The following is a 16,718-nucleotide window of genomic DNA, read 5'->3' as shown; positions in this document are numbered from 1 at the left end:
GCTAGGCAGGCAGCAGGGCATTAGGCAGGCAGCAGGACACTGGGCGGGCAGGACAGCACGGCGCCGGCCAGCGTAGCGGCCAGGGCGGCGCCGATCAGGAAGGCGAGCGGCCAGGTCCAGCCGCCGGCCAGCTGGTGCAGCAGCCCGAAAAGCAGCAGCCCGACAAGCAGCGGCGCGACCAAGTAGCCGACTCTCAACAGCGAGATGCCCGGTCCGGCCAGGATGCCCGCGTCAGGCCAGGATGCCGCGGACCTTTTCCACGTCATCGTGCATCTGCACGATCAACGGTTCGATTCCGGTGAACGCGACCATGCCGCGGATACGTTCGACGAAGGACACCTCCACCACATGGTCGTACAGGTCGATGTCCTGGTCGAGCACAAAGGCCTCGACCTGCTTCTGCGCCACACCGTCGAAGGTGGGGTTGTTGCCCACCGAGATGGCCGCCGGGTAGCGGATACCGGCATCCGTCAGCCAGCCCGCGTAGACCCCGTCCGCGGGGATCAGCCCCTCGGACGCCGGTGACAGGTTGGCCGTGGGAAAACCGAGTTCGCGTCCTCGCTTCGCGCCGTGCACGACCTCCCCGCGCACGGTCGGGTTGTGCCCGAGCAGGGTAGTGGCCGCGCCGACCTCGCCGCGGGAGAGCAGCTCGCGGATCCAGGTCGACGAGACCCGGCGCATCCGGTCTGGTTTCACGTCGTCGATCAGGCGCACGGTGAACCCGAACCGGTCCCCCAGCTCCTGCAATAGGTGCACATCGCCGGCGCCGCGAGCGCCGAACCGGAAGTCGCGGCCGACCAGCACGGTGCGCGCGTGAAGCCCCTGCACCACGATGCTCTCAATAAAATCCTCGGGCGAAAGAGCGGCCAACGCCGCGGTGAACTCGAGCAGAAGGGTGGCGCGCACGCCGGTCTCGGCGAGCAAGGCAAGCTTCTGTTCGGTGCTGATCAGGGTCTGTGGGCACTCCTGGGGGGCAAGCACGGCGAGCGGATGCCGGTCGAAGGTCACCACCACGGAGGCCAGTCCGTCGCTGTCGGCGAGTGCCTGCAACTCGGCGATGACCGCGCGATGCCCCGCGTGCACGCCATCGAACTTGCCGATGCTGACCGCGGAGGCCGGCCAGTCGGCCGGGATATCGGCGACGCCGCGCAGCACCTTCACTCGCGCACCTTACCGCTCCGGGACAGCCACCACATGCCCAGGACCGGCAGCACGAGCGGGATGAAGAGGTAGCCGCGGCCGTACAACGACCAGACCGAGTCGTGCGGAAACAGGGCCGGGTCGACGAGGCTGAGGGTGCCGACCACCAGCACGCCGGCGAACTCGAAGCCGATCGTGATCCAGGCCACGCGGCGCCAGCGTCCGCCGCTCCTGATCAGGGCCACCGTGGCGACGATGTAGACGACCGCGGCCAGCGCGGACAATGAGTAGGACAACGGTGCCTCGGCGAATTTGGAGGCGATCTGCACGAAGGAGCGGCCCGTGGCGGCGAGCGCGAGGAGGCCGTAGACGGCGATCAGCACACGCCCGATGCCGGTCACCGGGGTCGACCGAGCGCTCTCGGCGGGCGTCCCTGCGGCGTTGCTCTGCTCTGCGGTCATGGCTTCCTAATTATCGCAGCATCCGTGGATCTGATTTCACGGGCGCCGGACTTCTCGGCCCTGAATCTCACAGGCCCTGGACGGTCCAGATCTGCCACATGCGGTAGACCATCACGGCGACGGCCAGCCCGGCGACGCCCAAGATGACCGTGCTCCAGCGGCTACGTTCGATCAGCGCCCAGGCTGCGGCGGCCACGGGCACGAGAATTGCGCTGATCAGGTAGGTGTAGAACTCGAGCAGGCTGCCGGTCGCGGTGTTGCCCGTGAGCGGGGCGACGATCGCGACGACGAGTTGCACGATCAGCAGTAGCTCCACGAGCGCGGTGGCACCCATGGTGAGGTCGCTGGGTTTGCGCCCGGCCAGGCCGAGGGCGATGCAGAGTAGGCCGGCGAGGGTGGCCACGGCCAACTGGAGCCACATGAACCACTCGATCATGCGGTGGCCTTCGGGGCTGCCACGGTTTGCGCGGCATCGGCGACCTGATCAAGCGGGAAGTTGAGCAGGGACTTGGCGTAGTCGCCGCGGTACTCGACCAGGCCGACCAGCCGGCCGTCCGGCGCGACCGCGGCCACCGGGCCGGCCGGAACCGCCGTGCCGGCTTCGGCGTCGGTGCCGACTGCGCCGTCCACCGCGATGCGCTTGCCGTGTCCGAGGTCGATGGCCTGCTGCTCTGTCAGGTCGAGGCGTCCCAGGATGCGCGTGGCGGCATCCGTCGGGCCGATCAGTCCGGCAGCGACGTCGAGTTCGGCGAGCGGCTGGGCCATGTCGATGCCGAACGGGCCGATCCGGGTTCGGCGCAAGCTGGTGAGGTGGCCGCCGACATCGAGGGCGGCGCCGAGGTCGCGGGCCAGCGCCCGGATGTACGTGCCGGAGGAGCACTCCACCCGCACCTCGAGGTCGAGGAAGCCGTCGCCCGGGGTCAGGGAGAGCAGCTCGAACGCGCTCACGGTGACGGGGCGGGCCGGCAGGTCCACTTCCTCGCCGGCGCGCACCCGGGCGTAGGCGCGCTTGCCGTCGATCTTGATGGCGCTGACGGAGCTGGGCTGCTGCGCGATGGCGCCGGTGAGGGCGCCGATTCCGGCCGCGACGGCTTTCGGCGTGACGGCGGCCACGGCGTCGACGGATGCCCGCGCCAGCTCTTCACCCTCGGCGTCGTCGGTCGTCGTCGACGTACCCAGTCGAATTGTTGCCAGGTATTCCTTGTCGAGGCCGACGACGTACGTCAGCAGGCGGGTGGAACTGTTGATGCCGAGGATCAGCAGGCCGGTGGCCATCGGGTCCAGCGTGCCGGCATGGCCGACCTTGCGGGTGCCGGCCAGGCGGCGGGTGCGGGCGACGGCGTCGTGGCTGGTCCAGCCCTGGGGCTTGTCGACCAGGAGGAGTCCGCTGACGGTGGTGCCGACCTTCATCGACCGCTGCCCGGGCGTCCGTTCGACTGTCGGTTCGCTGGCTGGCCCGCCGGATGCTTCGTTCATTCTTGACATGGTATCCGGCCCCGGTCCGGCGCTGACCCATCGGGCGCGACCTAGGCTGGGGGGATGAATATTGCGGTGATCGGAGCCGGCGCCCTCGGCGGCACGTTCGCGACCCTGCTCGCCCGGGCCGGTCATACGGTGACCGTGACGGCGCGCGGACCGGCGCTGGCGGCCATCCGGGCCGAGGGGATTTCACTGACCGGGGCCTTCGGAACCGTACGCCAGCATCCGCTCGCGCTCGAACGTCTGGCCCGGACCCCGCAGCTGACGCTCGTCTGCACCAAGGCCCAGGATGCGGCTGCGGCCATCGGCGAGAACGCCCGGGTGCTCGACGGCTCCCCCGTGATCGTCGTGCAGAACGGCCTCGACGGGGTGCTCACGGCGGGCTCTCTGCTGCCCCGCTCGGACTGCTTCGGCGCCCTGTCGATCATCGCGGCGAATTACGCGGCACCCGGCCAGGTGACGATCACAACCGCCGCGCCCACCTATCTGGGCCGGGGAACCGGCGCCGCGGATGCCGCCACGCTCGCCTGGCGGGACGTGCTCGCCGGCGCCGTGCCCACCGTCGCCCTCGACAACTTCGTCGGTGCCCAGTGGACCAAACTCGTCGTCAACATGCTCAACGCACTACCCGCGATCACCGGGATGAGCGTTCAGAATGTCATCGACCACGCCGGGCTGCGCCGCGTGATGACCGAGAGCATGCGCGAGACCGTGGAGGTGGGGATGAAGCGCGGGGTGCGTTACGGCAGCCTGCAGGGGCTCGGCGACCGGCCGTTGAGAGCCTTCTCGCGGCTGCCGCCGGCCCTCGGCCAGGTGCTGCCGCTGAGGCTGAAGGCCCGCATGGGCGACGTGCCGAACCTGGGTTCGACGCAGCAGAGCCTGAAGCGCGGGCAGCTCACCGAGGTCGACTTTCTCAACGGCGCGGTGGTGCGGGAAGCCGCCCTGGCCGGCGTGCGGGCGCCCGTGAACGAGCTGCTGACAACTCTCGTGCACGAGGTTGAGGCACGCGGGGTGTCGCTGGCCCCGTACGACGTGCTCGAGCGGTTCGCGGCGCTCCGCCGATGACCGTCACGACCCGTGACCCAAGACCCCGATCAGCAGCTGTCGAGGAACACACGGCGCGGGTCGGCCGGGTTGCTCACGTCGACGATGGCCGTGGCCCGGCTGCGCGGACGCACCTCGCCGCGGTACAGCCGGTCGGCGACCTCGTGCTCGGTGACCATGCCGGTATCCTCGGCACCGCCTGGTCCGAAGCGCACCGCGTCCGCCTCGGTCTCCACCAGAACGCTGTACGACCACAGGTCGCGCAACTCCTTGCGGTTCAGGTACTCGCCGTCGAGAATCAGCGTGGCGTCGGACGGCCCGGTCAGCCAGGTGGGCTGGATCCAGGCATCCCGGTCGGCGTCGAACGCTCGGGTGACGAAACCGGTGCTGCCACCCAGCCGGAACGGGTCGAGCAGCACGCGCCGCAGCAGCGAGAAGTCGTACAGGTGGCGCAGCAGCCGCTCGGGAGATTCCGGGCCGAAGCGCTCCTGCTCCGCGCGCGACCGCCGGAAATCGCGCAGGGAGGCTGAGAACACCGGATGCTCCCGCTCATCGAACACGGCGGCCAGGTCGTCGGCGAAAGCGGCGCGCTCCGCGACATCCGTGCCGTCGATGGCGACGACCGTGCGACCGAGACCGTAGACGCCAAGGATTTCGGTCGCGAGTTCCCGCAGGAACTCGATCCGGGGAGTGGAGGCAAGCTTCATCTTTCGAGCCTAGGTTAGAACGGTGAATGCCACGCTCACGCTTGCTCCTGCAGCCGGCTCCCCTGCCCTCAGCCTCGCCATCAACGCCTGGTTCCGGGGCAATGCTCGCGACCTGCCCTGGCGCCGGCACGGCTTCGGCGCCTGGGGCGTGCTGGTGAGCGAGTTCATGCTGCAGCAGACCCCGGTGAACCGGGTGATTCCCCGCCTCGCGGAGTGGCTCGAGCGCTGGCCGACCCCGGGGGACCTCGCGGCGGTCCCGCCCGGCGAGGCGGTGCGGGCCTGGGCAAACCTGGGCTACCCTCGCCGCGCTCTGTGGCTCCACGCGGCCGCGGTGGAGATCACCGAGCGGCACGATGGGGTGGTCCCCGCCGACGTCGACGCCTTGCTGGCCCTCAGCGGGATCGGCGACTACACGGCCAGAGCGGTCGCCGCGTTCGCTTATGGCCTGCGGCATCCGGTCGTCGACACCAACACCCGGCGCGTCATCGCGCGCGCCGTGGCCGGCCAGGCCGAACCGGCCCCACCCAGCCGCACCCGCGACCTTGACGCCATGAGCGCGCTGCTCCCACTTCCCGTGAGCGACGCCGCCGTATTCAACGCCGGCATGATGGAGCTGGGCGCCGTGGTCTGCACCGCCAGGATCCCCCGGTGCGATGACTGCCCCATCCGCGCCGCCTGCGCCTGGCGCCTGGCGGACTACCCGCCCTATTCCGGCCCGCGCAAAGCCGTGCAGAAGAAGTTCGAGGGCAGCGACCGAAAGGTGCGCGGCTTGATCATGGCCGAGCTTCGCGCCACCCGGCACCCGGTGACGGATGCCGAGATCACCGACCTGTGGGCCGACTCACCCCAGCGTGACCGGGCCTTGGCGGGCTTGCTGTCCGACGGCCTCGCCATTGCCACGGCGCCCGGCGAGTACACCCTGCCGCAGGAATAAGCCTCTTCGGGCGCGAGAAAAGCCGAACCGGCCCGCACACCGCTGACGGGTGATGCGGGCCGGCACGGCCGGCCGGTCACTGACCGGCAGGTGTTGCTTCCTTACTTTTGCAAATCCGACCCGGCGGGAACTTCGGCGGGAACTTCGGCGTGTTGGCCGCCCCCGGGCTGCACCTCGTCGTCGTCTTCCTCGTCGTCGCCTTCGTCTTCGTCGTCGTCGTCGTCGTCGTCGTGTTCGCGCGGCTTGACATAGGGGTCCTCGTCGCCGGCATACTTCGCCGTGCGAGCCTGCTCCTCGACCTGCGTGTCGCGCTCGCGCGCCTCACGCAGCAGGTCGTCGATCAGGGCCGCGTTCTCCGGGATGGCGTCCGCGATGAATTCGAGCGACGGCGTCAGCCGGGCGGTGATGTTCTTACCGACCTCGCTCCTCAGCATGCCGGTAGCCGCCTTGAGCGCTGTCGCGCTGTCGGCTCGTTCCTCCGCCGAACCGTAGACCGTGTAGAACACCGAGGCGTGCTGCAGGTCACCGGTCACCTTCACGTCGGTGATGGTCACGAAACCGAGCCTCGGATCGCGGAGTCCGCGTTCGATGCGCTTGGCCACGATGACCTTGATGCGGTCGGCCATTTTCCTGGCGCGTGCCGGATCTGCCATGGTCTAACTCCTATTGTCGAAATATTACCGAAGGTGCGGGCCCCGCCGCGTCCGAGTTCAGGGACCCAGCGAAACCCACACCCATCATCCGTACGTCCTTAGACCCGCGGCTTTTCCTTCATTTCGATCGTCTCGATTTCGTCACCGATCTGGATGTCGTTGAACTTGCCCAGGCCGATACCACACTCGAAGTCCGTACGGACCTCGGTGACATCGTCCTTGAACCGGCGCAGTGACTCGATGCCCAGGTTGTCTCCCACGACGACACCATTGCGGATTACCCGCGCCTTGGCGTTTCTCGTGATGACGCCCGACCGTACGATGACGCCGGCGACGTTTCCGAACTTGGAGGAGCTGAACACCTCGCGGATCTCGGCGACACCACTCTGCACCTCTTCGAACTCGGGCTTGAGCATTCCCTTGAGGGAGTTCTCGATGTCCTCGAGTGCGTTGTAGATGACCGAGTAAAAGCGCACATCCACGCCTTCACGGGCTGCGCGTTCGCGTGCCTTCGTGTCGGGGCGCACGTTGAAGCCGATGATGATGGCGTTGTCGACGGTGGCGAGGTTGACGTCGCTTTCCGTGACCGCACCGACTCCGCGGTGGATGATGCGCAGCTGAACCGAATCGTCGACCTCGATCTTGAGCAGCGACTCTTCCAGGGCTTCAACAGCACCGGAAACGTCACCCTTGATGATGAGGTTGAGTGATTCCACCTTGCCCTCTTCGAGTGCACGGGTGAAGTCTTCGAGGCTGATCCGCTTGCGGGCCTTGGCCAGCAGGGCGTTGCGCTCGGCGGCTTCGCGCTTCTCGGCGATCTGACGAGCCGTGCGGTCTTCCTGAATCACCAGGAAGGTGTCGCCTGCACGCGGCACGCTGGAGAGGCCCTGAACCTGAACGGCACGGGACGGGGTTGCGGCGAGCACGGGCACGCCGTTCTCGTCTGCCATCGCACGAACGCGGCCGTAGGCCGTTCCCGCCACGATGGAGTCCCCGACGTTCAGCGTTCCCGACTGGATGAGCACGGTCGCCACGGCGCCACGCCCCTTGTCGAGGCGAGCCTCGATGGCCACGCCGCGAGCGTCCTTGTCCGGGTTGGCCCGCATGTCGAGACCGGCGTCAGCGGTGAGGAGCACGGCGTTCAGGATTTCCTGGATGCCGGTGCCCTGCTTCGCCGACACGTCGACGAACATGACGTCTCCACCGTATTCTTCGGCGACGAGACCGAACTCGGTGAGCTGCTGGCGCACCTTCTGCGGGTTGGCACCGGGCTTGTCGATCTTGTTGACTGCAACCACGATCGGCACGTTGGCGGCCTGGGCGTGGTTGAGCGCCTCAATCGTCTGCGGCATGATGCCGTCGTCCGCCGCGACCACGAGGATCGCAATGTCCGTCACCTGGGCACCACGGGCACGCATGGCGGTGAACGCCTCATGGCCCGGTGTGTCGATGAAGGTGATGGCACGTTCAATGCCCTCGTGTTCGGTGATGACCTGGTAGGCACCGATGTGCTGCGTGATTCCGCCGGCTTCGCCCGCGGCCACCTTCGCGTTACGAATGGCGTCAAGGAGCGCGGTCTTGCCGTGGTCGACGTGACCCATGACGGTGACGACGGGGGGACGGGCGACAAGCTCGTCATCCGTCTCGTCTTCCAGCTCCTGGTCGATGTCGATGTCGAAGGCGAGCAGCAGCTCGCGGTCTTCGTCGTCCGGAGAGACCATCTGAATCTTGTAACCGAGCTCGGAGCCGAGAACGTCGAACGTGGCCTCGTCGAGCGACTCGGTTGCCGTGGCCATCTCACCGAGGTGGAACAGGACCGTGACCAGGTTTCCGGGGCTCGCGTCGATCTTGTCGGCGAAGTCCGTGATGGACGCACCGCGGCGCAGACGCACCACGGTTCCGCCGTCGCCGCGGGGTACGCTCACGCCACCCAGCGACGGAGCCTCGCGCAGCTCAAACTCTGCTCTCTTCGTCCGCTTGGACTTGCGGGCCTTGTTCTTGCCGCCACCGCGACCGAACGCGCCAGCGGTTCCGCCGCCGGGGCCGCGACCGCGACCTCCGGCGCCGCCACCACCGGCAGGACGGGGCGGGCCGAAGCCGGGGGCTCCGGCCGGGGCGCCACCAGGACGCTGGAAGCCGGGGCGTGCGCCGCCGGCACCACCCGGAGCGCCACCGGGACGCTGGAACGCACCCGGACGCTGACCGAAACCAGTCGGGCGCGGGGCCTGCCCGGGTCCACCCGGACGAGGTGCACCGGGGCGCGGGGCCGCGGGGCGCGGAATGTTACTGGGCGAAGACGTGGACGGCGGGCGCTGACCCATGCCCTGCGCGCTCGCAAACGGGTTGTTGCCGGGACGCGGACTCGGGGTCTTGCCCATGCCCTGGTTGCTGGCGAACGGATTGTTGCCCGGACGAGCCGCCGGCGGCTTCGGCACGGACGCACCGGGCTTGGCTGCGCCCGAAGCGCCACCCGCGGTCTTGGCGACCGGGGCATCCGTCGCGGACACGGTCTCGGTGACGATCGCGGCAGCCGCAGCCTTTGCGGCAGCCGCAGCCTTCTCTGCAGCCTGAGCCTGACGCTCGGCGACTGTGAGCGGGGCAGTCGGCATCGGCGGGGCGTCCGCGGCGGGAGCAACCGCTGCTGGGACCTCGACGACGGGACGTACACCCGGCTTGACGGCCAACTTGGCCGGGGACGGACGTACGCCGCCCGGCTTTGCGGGGGTTGTCGCGGCAACGGGGGTGGCGCCGGCTGGGGCTGTAGCAGTGGCGGCGGAAGCCGCGGTGCTGGAGCCATCGGCCGCCAGGGCGGCGCGCAGACGGCGCGCTACCGGGGGTTCAACGCTACTGGACGGGCCCTTGACGAACTCGCCCATCTCTTTCAATTTAGCAAGGGCAACCTTGCTGTCGACGCCGAGCTCGCTAGCGATCTCGTGTACGCGTGGTTTCGCAGCCACAATTCTCCTGTTCCGGGTCTGCACCCGGAAAGGGGCAGACCGTTAGTAACGGACGGGTCTCATTTCGAGCCGCTCATTAGTTATCCATAAGCCTGTTCAGCCTGTTCTCTAGTTGATTCGCGTCCATTGAACTGGTCACGCGAAGGGCACGCCCGAAAGCGTGTCGCCGCAGTGCGTCCCGGAAGCACGCGGTAGTGGGATGCAGCCACGCGCCTCGCCCAGGCAGAGTGGCGGTTTCATCCACCACGAGTTCCGATTCTTGGGCTACAACCCTCAGAAGTGAGGATCGCGGAGCGCGCAAACGGCATCCAATGCACGTTCTAACGGGATTCATCGTACCCCCTATTCCGTGTCCTCCAGAATGCTGTCCGGCTGAATGTCGATTTTCGCACCCGTGAGCTTGGCCGCGAGGCGCGCATTCTGACCTTCCTTGCCGATCGCCAGCGACAGCTGGTAGTCGGGAACGAGGGCTCGGACGGCCTTGATCGATTCGTCGATCACGTAGGAACTGGTGACCTTGGCCGGCGACAGTGCGCTGGCGACGAAGGTGGCCAGGTCTGGCGAGTAGTCGACGATGTCGATCTTCTCGTTGTTGAGCTCCACGGTGACGGCGCGCACGCGCTGGCCGAGTTCGCCGATGCAGGCGCCCTTGGCATTGACGCCGGGCTCCGTGGCGCGAACGGCCATTTTGGTGCGGTGACCGGCCTCACGGGCAAGCGAGACGATTTCGACGACGCCGCTGGCGATCTCCGGCACCTCGAGGGCGAAGAGGCGACGCACCAGCGAAGGGTGCGTGCGGGACACCGTGATCTGCGGGCCTTTGAGGCCCTTGCCGACGGCAGTGACATAGACGCGAATGCGCTGTCCGTGCACGTAGCTCTCGCTCGGCACCTGCTCTTCGGGCGGCAGGATCGCCTCGATCGTGCCCAAGTCGACGTGGATCATGCGCGGGTTCGGACCCTGCTGGATGATCCCGGCGACGATCTCACCCTCGCGGCCCTTGAATTCACCGAGCACAGCGTCATCGGCCAGGTCGCGCAGACGCTGGTTGATGACCTGCTTGGCCGCGAAGGCCGCGATGCGACCGAAGTCGGTGGGGTTGTCGACGGCTTCGCCGACGACGTTGCCCTCTTCGTCGTGTTCGGGCACAAAAATGTCGACGTGGCCGGTCTTGCGGTCGAGGACGACGCGCGCTACCGGCTCTTCCTCGACGACCTGCTTCGTGGAGACTTCACCCTGCTGGGTGTGCTTCACGTAGGCCGTCAGAATTGCTTGCTCAATGATCCGCACGAGTTCCTCGAAGGGAATCTCTTTCTCGCGCTCCAACTGCCGCAACACGCTGAGGTCGATGTCCATGGCCGGCCTCCTCTATTCAGATCTTGCCGCCGCGAAACTGCGCAGCGGGCTCGTCCTAGATTAGCCGAATCCCCGGACGCCCGTCACCCGACCCAGGCCCGTCCCGCGCCGAAACTGCCTTCCCCTCGGCCCGAGCGCGGCGCTACGCTGGGCGGATGGCCGCCGATTCCGTATCCGACAACGCTCACCACGCTGCACGCACCGTCGAGGGCAGCCGCACCTTCCAACTTCTGGCCCGCGCCGGTTATGCGGTGAACGGCCTGCTTCACATCATGATCGGCGCCATCGCAATCAGCGTGGCAACGGGCGCCGGTGGCGAGTCGGCAGACCAGTCTGGCGCGCTCGGGCAGCTGGCCCAAACCCCCGGCGGCGTGTTCGTGCTCTGGACGGTGGTTCTCGGCCTGGCCTCGCTCGGCCTCTGGTATCTGGTACAGGTGTTCCTTGAACCCGCCCAAGATCCGAAACGCAAGTGGGCCCACCGCGCCGTCCTGATCGGCAAGGGTGTCGTCTTCCTGTTCATCGCGGGGACGGCGTTCACGTTCGCCCGCGGAGCCTCGGCAAGCTCGTCGGAAACAGCCAGCGACTCGACCGCGAGACTGCTGTCGATTCCCGGGGGCGTCGTGCTGCTCTTCGTCGCCGGCCTGGCAGTGGTCGTGATCGGCGGCGTCTTCGTTCACCGCGGCGCCAGCCATGGCTTCACCGACAGCATCACGGTGCCCGGCGGCCCGGCCGGCACGGTGGTCGTCATCCTCGGAACCGTGGGCTACATAGCGGAGGGCATCGCGCTGGCCGCCGTGGGCATCCTTTTCACCGTGGCGGCTTTCACGCTCGACCCGGAGAAGGCCACCGGCATGGACGGTGCGCTGAAATCACTCGTGGCGCTGCCGTTCGGGGTGGCGATCCTGGTGCTGGTCGGCGCCGGAGTGATCGCTTATGGCGTGTACTGCTTCGCCCAGGCGCGGCTCGCCCGCCTCTGAACCTTCAGCCGGGCCGGGCGCTCAGGCGAAGCTGGCGGCCAGTTCGGCAATGGCCACCTGGGTGCGCCCACCGGTGCGACGGTCCCAGAGTTCCACGATGCCGTCGGCGGCGCCACGGCCCACGATGACGATGACGGGGATGCCGATCAGTTCCGCGTCGCCGAACTTGACGCCCGGCGACACCTTGCGGCGGTCGTCGTAGAGCACGTCGCGCTGGGTGCTCTCCAGCATGGCGACAACGGTTTCGGCAGTCTCGAAGACGACATCGTCCCGGCCGGTGGCGATCACGTGCACGTCGAACGGCGCGACCGTCTCGGGCCAGATCAGCCCCTTCGGGTCGTTGTTGAGTTCGGCGATGGTGGCGAGGATGCGGGTGACGCCGATGCCGTAGGAACCCATCGTGACCGTGACGAGCTTGCCGTTCTCGTCGAGAACCTTGAGGCCGAGCGCCTCAGCGTACTTTCGGCCGAGTTGGAAAACGTGGCCGATCTCCATGCCGCGGGCCAGCTCCACCGGGCCGGAGCCGTCGGGCGCGGGATCGCCGACGCGAACCTCGGCGGCCTCGATGGTGCCGCCCAGCGCGAAATCCCGGCCGGCGACGAGACCGAAGACGTGGCGGTCGGGCTCGTTCGCGCCCGTGATCCACTCGGTGCCCTCCACGACGCGCGGGTCAACCAGAAAACGGATGCCGGTGGTCGACTTCTCACCGAACACCGCTCCGTTCGCGCTCCAGGGTCCGATGTAGCCCTTGACCAGCCCGGGGAACTTGGCAAAGTCCGTTTCGTTCGCGGCCTCGACCTCGGCGGGGGTGACGGCCACCTCGACGCGCTTGAGGTCCACCTCGCGGTCGCCGGGGAGGCCGATCACGAGGAGTTCACGGGTGCCGTCGGGTTGGATGAGCGCGAGGACGACGTTCTTGAGGGTGTCCGCGGCGGTCCAGGCGCGGCCGTCGGGACGCGGATGATCGCTGTTGGCCCGGTCGACCAGGGTCTGGATGGTGGGGGTGCCCGGGGTGTCGAAGACCTCGGCGGCGGGGAAGCCAGCCCAGTCGATCGATGGCGGGACGACCGTGCGGAACGCCTCGATGTTGGCCGCGTAGCCGCCGGCCGAGCGTACGAAGGTGTCTTCGCCGACCGGGGTCGGGTGCAGGAACTCTTCGCTCTTGGAGCCGCCCATTGCGCCGGCATCCGCCTGAACGATGACGTACTCGAGGCCGAGCCGGGTGAAGATGCGCTCGTAGGCGTCGCGCTGAGCCTGGTAGCTCGTGTCGAGGCCGGCATCCGTGTAGTCGAAGGAGTAGGCATCCTTCATCGTGAATTCGCGGCCGCGCAGCAGCCCGCCGCGGGACCGGGCCTCGTCGCGGTACTTGTCCTGGATCTGGAAGATCGACAGGGGCAGGTCCTTGTAGGAACTGTAGAGGTCCTTCACGAGGAGTGTGAAGACCTCTTCGTGGGTGGGGGCGAGGAGCAAGTCGCTGCCCTTGCGGTCCGTGAGCCGGAAGAGGCCGTCGCCGTATTCGTCCCAGCGGCCCGTGATCTCGTAGGGTTCCCGCGGCAGCAGGGCCGGGAAGTGCACCTCGAAGGCGCCGGCCGCGGCCATCTCCTCGCGCACGATCGTCTCGATCTTGGCCTTGACGCGCAGACCGATCGGCAGCCACGCGAAGATTCCGGGGGCTTGGCGGCGGATGTAGCCGGCGCGCACCAGCAGGCGGTGGCTGGTGACCTCGGCGTCCGAGGGGTCTTCGCGGAGGGTACGGAGGAAGTAGTTGGACATACGAATAGGCACTCACCCACTTTACGGCGCGCGGACAGACGTCGCGGCGCACCCGGTGGACGCCGGCACCTGTTCCGCGGTCCGCCGGATTCCACAACCTGCGCCGCGAACCGTCTTGACCGAGGTGCCGCTAGCGGCGGTCGCACCAGCGGCGGTCGCGCTCGCCGCGACCTGGCGACCCGACGTGCGGAGGCTCCCGCCCCGGGCATCCGTTGCGGCCGGTCGCTAACCTCGGAGATTTTCGCAACACGCCGCACACCCCACGCGCGAAAACCGGTGCGTCTCAAAAATTCCCGCGTATACGTGACAACGGATGCCCATGACGAGCGTGCGCGGCTGGCCCAGCGACGCACCGCGACGCCGAATGACCGCACGTTCCGGCCGACGAGTCCTTCCCATCAGAGCCCCGGCAGTTTCCCTCTCCCGAACGAATTCGACGGAGATTCTGCCGGAATCGGCCCTAGAGCCCGCGAAAAGTCCCCACTACGTGAAAATCTCCGTCGAATTGGTTCAACGCTGGTACGGTGCTCCACCTGTGATGAACGTCATGCACGCGGCGCCTGAGATCTGATCTTCCGGACGCGACGCGACCCAGCGAATGGGACTCGCTGGACTCGTTGGATCTCGACTAGTTGGAGCCGACCGTCACGACGGGGGCGCCGAGGGAGTCTTCGCTCGGCGGCATCTCGGCGGCCATCCGGTTGGCCTCCTCGATCAGGGTCGCGACGATCTCCGACTCCGGCACGGTCTTGATGACCTCCCCGCGCACAAAGATCTGGCCCTTGCCGTTACCCGACGCCACGCCGAGGTCGGCGTCGCGGGCCTCGCCCGGTCCGTTAACGACACAACCCATCACGGCAACCCGGAGCGGCACAGTCATGCCCTCGAGGCCGTCGGTGACGTCGTTGGCGAGCTTGTACACGTCGACTTGGGCGCGACCGCAACTCGGGCAGGACACGATCTCCAGCTTGCGCTCGCGCAGGTTCAGCGACTGCAGGATCTGCAGGCCCACCTTGATCTCCTCGGCCGGGGGCGCGCTCAGCGACACCCGGATGGTGTCACCGATGCCTTCGCCGAGCAGGATACCGAACGCCGTGGCGCTCTTGATGGTGCCTTGGAACGACGGTCCGGCCTCGGTGACGCCGAGGTGCAGGGGCCAGTCGCCGCGTTCGGCGAGCAGCCGGTAGGCCTTGACCATGATCACCGGGTCGTTGTGCTTGACGGAGATCTTGAAGTCGTGGAAGTCGTGTTCCTCGAACAGGCTGGCTTCCCAGACGGCGCTCTCGACGAGCGCCTCCGGGGTGGCCTTGCCGTACTTCTGCAGCAGGCTCGGCTCGAGCGAGCCGGCGTTGACGCCGATGCGGAGGGAGACGCCGGCTGCTTTGGCCGCGGCGGCGATCTTGCCGACCTGGTCGTCGAACTTGCGGATGTTTCCCGGGTTGACGCGCACGGCGGCACAGCCGGCGTCGATCGCGGCGAACACGTAGCTCGGCTGGAAGTGGATGTCGGCGATGACCGGGATCTGGCTCTTCATCGCGATGATCGGCAGCACCTCGGCGTCGTCGCGGCTGGGCACGGCGACGCGCACGATGTCGCAGCCGGATGCCGTCAGCTCGGCAATCTGCTGCAGGGTCGCGTTGATGTTCGTGGTCGGTGTCGTCGTCATCGACTGCACGCTCACGCGCGCGTCGCCGCCGACGAGTACCTTGCCGACCTTGATCTGACGCGTCTTGCGACGCGGAGCGAGAACTTCAGGTACTTTGGGCATTCCCAGGTTGATTGCAGCCACGGCGACAGCTTACGCGGCGAGACCGGGCGAAATCTGAACGGATGCCGGATGACTCCCGACGGTCGGGGCCACCGCCGGAACGCATCGCCACCCCTACCCGATCGGCCCTCGGCCCGATCGGTCTTCTGAAGGAGATCCGCTATGAACCACAGTGCCGTGAACAGCAGCGACGTCGTCATCCTCGCGGGCTCGCGCACACCGCAGGGTCGGGTGAACGGGCAGCTCTCAGGCCTCACCGCCGTGCAGCTGGGAACCGCTGCCATCACCGGGGCGCTCGCCCGCGCCGGCGTGACACCCGATCAGGTGCAGTTCGTGCTTATGGGCCAGGTCCTGCAGGCCGGCTCCGGCCAGAACCCGGCCCGGCAGAGCGCGATCGGCGCCGGCATCCCGTGGAACGTTCCGGCAATGACACTGAACAAGGTGTGCCTCTCGGGGTTGGCCGCCGTGATCGACGCGGCCCGGATCATCCGTCTCGGTGAAGCGGATGTCGTCGTGGCCGGCGGCCAGGAATCGATGTCGAACGCCCCGCACCTGCTGCCCGGCTCGCGCACGGGCTGGGCCTACGGCAGCGTCACCATGCTTGACCACGCCGCCAGCGACGGGCTGACGGATGCTTTCGACGGCCTCTCTATGGGCCTTTCCACCGAGCATGTCAACGGGCGGCTCGGCCTGCTTCGGGCGGACCAGGATGCCATCGCGGCCGCCTCGCATCAGCGCGCCGCCGCCGCCGTCGAGAACGGCGTCTTCGACGACGAGATCACCCCGATCAGCGTTCCGCAGCGGAAGGGCGAGCCGCTCCTGGTCGCCACGGACGAGGGTGTGCGCGGCGACAGCACCACGCAGACGCTGGGCCGGCTGCGCCCGGCCTTCACCGAGGACGGCACCGTCACGGCCGGCAACTCGTCGCCGCTGAGCGACGGTGCCAGCGCCCTCGTGCTGTGCAGCCGCCGCTTCGCCGACGACAATGAGCTCAGCTGGCTGGCGGTGGTGGAGTCCTCCGGCCAGGTCGCCGGACCCGACAACTCGCTGCACTCACAGCCGGCGAACGCGATCCACCGCGCGTTGGAGCGCCAGGGCTGGGCGGCCAACGAGCTCGACCTGGTCGAGATCAATGAGGCCTTCGCCGCGGTGTCGCTCGAATCGACCCGGGAGCTCGGCCTCTCCCCCGAGCAGGTCAACATCCACGGCGGCGCGATCGCCCTCGGGCATCCGATCGGGGCCTCGGGCGGCCGCCTCGCGCTGCACGCGGCGCTTGAGCTGGCCCGGCGCGGCACCGGTAAGGCCGCCGTCGCCCTCTGCGGCGGCGGCGGCCAGGGTGAGGCGCTGCTGCTCTCGCGCTAACGCCCGTACCGGACGCCGCTCGCAGACGCCGAGAGTCGCCGTTTTTGCCCAGTTGACCTGGCGGAACGGCGACTCTCGGCATTTTCGGCGAATCTCGGCGAATCTCG

16 protein-coding genes are annotated in these 16,718 nt (G+C 68.1%); 4 read left to right on the top strand and 12 right to left on the bottom strand.

Going from position 1 to position 16,718, the window contains the following annotated elements; all coding sequences use genetic code 11:
- Positions 1-20: 20 nt before the first annotated feature.
- From E3O47_RS06320 to truB, 5 genes are all read right to left on the bottom strand, one after another.
- Positions 21-266, bottom strand: coding sequence for a hypothetical protein (locus E3O47_RS06320; protein ID WP_134343299.1), 246 nt, complete (start codon positions 264-266; stop codon positions 21-23).
- On the bottom strand, positions 232-1,161 hold the full coding sequence (locus E3O47_RS06315; RefSeq protein WP_104100257.1) for a bifunctional riboflavin kinase/FAD synthetase: 930 nt from the start codon (positions 1,159-1,161) through the stop codon (positions 232-234). Before E3O47_RS06315 ends, E3O47_RS06320 begins: the two co-directional genes overlap by 35 nt.
- Positions 1,158-1,601 carry a hypothetical protein gene (locus E3O47_RS06310; RefSeq protein WP_104100258.1) on the bottom strand — a complete coding sequence of 148 codons (444 nt, stop codon included), beginning with the start codon at positions 1,599-1,601 and terminating at the stop codon, positions 1,158-1,160. Before E3O47_RS06310 ends, E3O47_RS06315 begins: the two co-directional genes overlap by 4 nt.
- A gap of 67 nt (positions 1,602-1,668) precedes the next feature.
- On the bottom strand, positions 1,669-2,037 hold the full coding sequence (locus E3O47_RS06305; protein WP_134401055.1) for a hypothetical protein: 369 nt from the start codon (positions 2,035-2,037) through the stop codon (positions 1,669-1,671).
- Positions 2,034-3,011: a tRNA pseudouridine(55) synthase TruB gene (gene truB / locus E3O47_RS06300; protein ID WP_134420001.1), complete on the bottom strand. Its 978-nt coding sequence runs from the start codon at positions 3,009-3,011 to the stop codon at positions 2,034-2,036. Before truB ends, E3O47_RS06305 begins: the two co-directional genes overlap by 4 nt.
- A gap of 129 nt (positions 3,012-3,140) precedes the next feature.
- Here truB and E3O47_RS06295 point away from each other — a divergent pair, with 129 nt between their 5' ends.
- Entirely contained in the window at positions 3,141-4,145 is a 1,005-nt protein-coding gene (locus tag E3O47_RS06295) for a ketopantoate reductase family protein (protein ID WP_104100261.1), read from the top strand.
- A 29-nt stretch (positions 4,146-4,174) separates the two neighbouring features.
- On the opposite strand, the gene E3O47_RS06290 is transcribed toward E3O47_RS06295, so the two are convergent.
- Positions 4,175-4,831 (bottom strand): hypothetical protein, encoded by a 657-nt coding sequence (locus tag E3O47_RS06290; protein ID WP_104100262.1) that lies wholly within the window; start codon positions 4,829-4,831, stop codon positions 4,175-4,177.
- Between the two features lie 79 nt (positions 4,832-4,910).
- On the opposite strand from E3O47_RS06290, the gene E3O47_RS06285 reads away from it, so the two are divergent.
- Positions 4,911-5,765: an A/G-specific adenine glycosylase gene (locus E3O47_RS06285; RefSeq protein ID WP_166784823.1), complete on the top strand. Its 855-nt coding sequence runs from the start codon at positions 4,911-4,913 to the stop codon at positions 5,763-5,765.
- Positions 5,766-5,866: 101 nt separating this feature from the next.
- On the opposite strand, the gene rbfA is transcribed toward E3O47_RS06285, so the two are convergent.
- The 4 genes from rbfA to nusA all read right to left on the bottom strand — a co-directional run bounded on the left by rbfA (position 5,867) and on the right by nusA (position 10,731).
- Positions 5,867-6,418: a 30S ribosome-binding factor RbfA gene (rbfA, locus tag E3O47_RS06280; protein WP_134419876.1), complete on the bottom strand. Its 552-nt coding sequence runs from the start codon at positions 6,416-6,418 to the stop codon at positions 5,867-5,869.
- A 98-nt stretch (positions 6,419-6,516) separates the two neighbouring features.
- A complete protein-coding gene (gene infB, locus E3O47_RS06275; RefSeq protein ID WP_134419874.1) occupies positions 6,517-9,375 on the bottom strand; it encodes a translation initiation factor IF-2 in 2,859 nt (952 codons plus the stop codon).
- 76 nt (positions 9,376-9,451) lie between these two features.
- A complete protein-coding gene (locus E3O47_RS06270; RefSeq protein ID WP_134401051.1) occupies positions 9,452-9,709 on the bottom strand; it encodes a YlxR family protein in 258 nt (85 codons plus the stop codon).
- An 8-nt stretch (positions 9,710-9,717) separates the two neighbouring features.
- Positions 9,718-10,731 carry a transcription termination factor NusA gene (nusA, locus tag E3O47_RS06265; RefSeq protein WP_134401050.1) on the bottom strand — a complete coding sequence of 338 codons (1,014 nt, stop codon included), beginning with the start codon at positions 10,729-10,731 and terminating at the stop codon, positions 9,718-9,720.
- 155 nt (positions 10,732-10,886) lie between these two features.
- On the opposite strand from nusA, the gene E3O47_RS06260 reads away from it, so the two are divergent.
- On the top strand, positions 10,887-11,708 hold the full coding sequence (locus E3O47_RS06260) for a DUF1206 domain-containing protein (protein WP_134343307.1): 822 nt from the start codon (positions 10,887-10,889) through the stop codon (positions 11,706-11,708).
- 21 nt (positions 11,709-11,729) lie between these two features.
- On the opposite strand, the gene E3O47_RS06255 is transcribed toward E3O47_RS06260, so the two are convergent.
- Both E3O47_RS06255 and ispG read right to left on the bottom strand, forming a co-directional pair.
- Positions 11,730-13,493 carry a proline--tRNA ligase gene (locus E3O47_RS06255; protein ID WP_174722136.1) on the bottom strand — a complete coding sequence of 588 codons (1,764 nt, stop codon included), beginning with the start codon at positions 13,491-13,493 and terminating at the stop codon, positions 11,730-11,732.
- Between the two features lie 616 nt (positions 13,494-14,109).
- Positions 14,110-15,270 carry a flavodoxin-dependent (E)-4-hydroxy-3-methylbut-2-enyl-diphosphate synthase gene (gene ispG, locus E3O47_RS06250; protein ID WP_174720143.1) on the bottom strand — a complete coding sequence of 387 codons (1,161 nt, stop codon included), beginning with the start codon at positions 15,268-15,270 and terminating at the stop codon, positions 14,110-14,112.
- Between the two features lie 141 nt (positions 15,271-15,411).
- Here ispG and E3O47_RS06245 point away from each other — a divergent pair, with 141 nt between their 5' ends.
- Entirely contained in the window at positions 15,412-16,611 is a 1,200-nt protein-coding gene (locus tag E3O47_RS06245; RefSeq protein ID WP_104100269.1) for an acetyl-CoA C-acetyltransferase, read from the top strand.
- The last annotated feature ends 107 nt before the right edge of the window (positions 16,612-16,718 follow it).

Origin of the sequence: Cryobacterium sp. TMT2-17-1 (genome assembly GCF_004402765.1) — a bacterium.
In the GTDB taxonomy this organism is placed as follows: Bacteria; Actinomycetota; Actinomycetes; order Actinomycetales; family Microbacteriaceae; genus Cryobacterium; species Cryobacterium sandaracinum.
Note: the sequence above shows the minus strand (reverse complement) of the source record. Positions and strands in the feature narration are given on the sequence as shown.